Origin of the sequence: Gemmiger formicilis, assembly GCF_016901605.1 — a bacterium.
GTDB classification, from domain to species: domain Bacteria; phylum Bacillota; class Clostridia; order Oscillospirales; family Ruminococcaceae; genus Gemmiger; species Gemmiger formicilis_B.
In genome coordinates this window covers 1-2,088 of sequence record NZ_JACJKP010000285.1, presented here as the reverse complement: position 1 = coordinate 2,088, position 2,088 = coordinate 1, and the positions used below count along the sequence as shown (strand labels likewise).

1 protein-coding gene and 1 pseudogene are annotated in these 2,088 nt (G+C 53.0%); both read right to left on the bottom strand.

From position 1 onward, the window contains the following. Nucleotides 1-981, bottom strand: a pseudogene (locus H6B10_RS14195) (hypothetical protein); the annotation flags it as partial. Nucleotides 982-1,287: 306 nt separating this feature from the next. Then, complete coding sequence (locus H6B10_RS14190; RefSeq protein WP_243427404.1) at nucleotides 1,288-2,007, bottom strand: ClpP family protease; 720 nt, start codon at nucleotides 2,005-2,007, stop codon at nucleotides 1,288-1,290. Nucleotides 2,008-2,088 lie beyond the last annotated feature (81 nt).

Below are 2,088 nucleotides of genomic sequence, written 5' to 3'. Positions count from 1 at the left end.
AGGTTCCGGTTGCAGCTTCAATTCAAAATCCTCCTGCGGCGCAGGGGCAGGTTCCGGTGCCACCGGAGTTTTTTGCGCACGGAAACGCTGCGAGTCTGACAAATGGGACAGCGGGTCCATGCCGAATGTGCCGCCCGGTCCGATACTGACCGGTTCCAGCGGGTCATGTTCTACTGCCTGTTTCAGCGCTTTGCTCTCCGCGCTGGGGCCCAGATCCACATCAAAAGACGCACGGGAAGCAGTTCCCATGCCGGCCGCTCCAGCCATCATAGAGCTGGTAAAGTCCGTTGTTCTGGATGCTGGTGCCGCGTTCCCCAACGGAATATTGCCCGTATCCGCAATCACGTCGTACGCCGGATGATGACGGCGCTGCGGCGCATCCGGCAGCGTACCGGTGAGATTTTCAATGGGTTCCTCTTCCGGTTCACTGCCAAACAGCTGCGTATCATAGGCAGACTCCGCTGCAGCTCTTTCTGCGCGGGCGTCCTGCATTTTCCGGTATTGGCCATCGATGAATTGCACCACATCCACCGGTGTGATGGCAAAAAAGACCATAAGGCCCAGAGCAAACACCAGCAGCATAATAAAGTTGGAGGCCGGCCTGCCAAACAAGGCAAGCAAGGTAGCACCAATCGGCGCACCGAGCACGCCGCCTTCCCAAAAGCCGGTTTCGCCCCGCATAAACAACATTTTTATGACTTCCCAGGCGTTTGCCTCACTGACAGACACTTTGGAAAACACTACCGGTACGCTGGCACACAAAATACCCATCAGAGCTACTTTTCCCGCAAAGAGTGCCACACGGTACCCGGATGCCAACAGGTAGGCCAGATACAATAAAAACGGCCCCACCAGATAGGTCATGATGCCAAAAACGCCAAAAAGCCACCCGCGCATCAGCTTCCAGATATTCTGACCCGGGACCAGCACCATGGCGACGCAAAGCAATCCCAAGCCCGCCAACAGCACGCTGCGAAGCAAATTGGGATTCTCTGCTCGCCGTTGGGCCCGCCGGGAGGCAGCTTTCTTACTGCGGGAAGAAGACGAGCGAGTATTGGATGTACGCGAACGGGAAGAAGAACTTCGGCTCGCGGAAGATTTTTTTCTACTGCTATTCTTACTGGAACGAGACTGTGCCATGCTGTATAAAACCCCTCTGTTGAACTCTATATAAAATAAGTAGGCCGACCGGCCCAAACGAATATTCGGTACCTATTTTATCACGAATGCAGGGGGTTGTAAATGGAAAATGGTCTACCCCTCTCCCCTTTTTACTGTTGGCATATCTCAGTTCTTGCCTTCAATCTCTTTGTACAAATAACGCAAAGCATCCGACAATCCGCCCAATTCATCAATGAGCCCCTCTTCAACAGCCTGTTTGCCATCCAACACGGTGCCCATATCCATTACCAGTTCCCCGGTATTGTGCATCAACGTTGTGAAGCGCCGTGCCGTAATACCGGAATGCCCTGCCACAAACCCCACAATCCGTTCCTGCATCTGTTCAAAATAACGCAACGTCTGAGGTACACCCAATACCATGCCGGAATGGCGGACCGGATGCACAGTCATGGTAGCCGTAGGCACAATAAAGCTGCGCCCTGCAGAAACCGCCAGTGGAATGCCGATGGAGTGCCCGCCGCCAAGGACCAGTGTGGCGCTGGGTTTACTTACCCCTGCAATCAATTCCGCAAGGGCCAGCCCCGCTTCCACATCCCCTCCCACGGTATTCAGAATCACCAGTAATCCTTCGATTTCCGGGTCTTCCTCAATATCTACCAGTTGCGGAATCACATGCTCGTATTTGGTGGTTTTTTGACTGTCCGGTGCCAGTGTGTGACCTTCGATGGTTCCTATAACAGTCAGGCAATGGATAGCATGGCGCCCTTTGGTGGCGGGAATCATTCCCTCCTCCGTAATCAGATCATGTTCCAACCGTTTTAACGCCGCGCTCTCTGTTGGGTTCAGTTTGCCATTTTCTCTTTCCTTTTTGGATACAGGTTCCATGAAAACAACCCCTCTTTGCATGACATTTTGCCAGAAGTATACCCTGTTTCATTTTCCTTTATTCTTCTTTCCAGAGGGAGT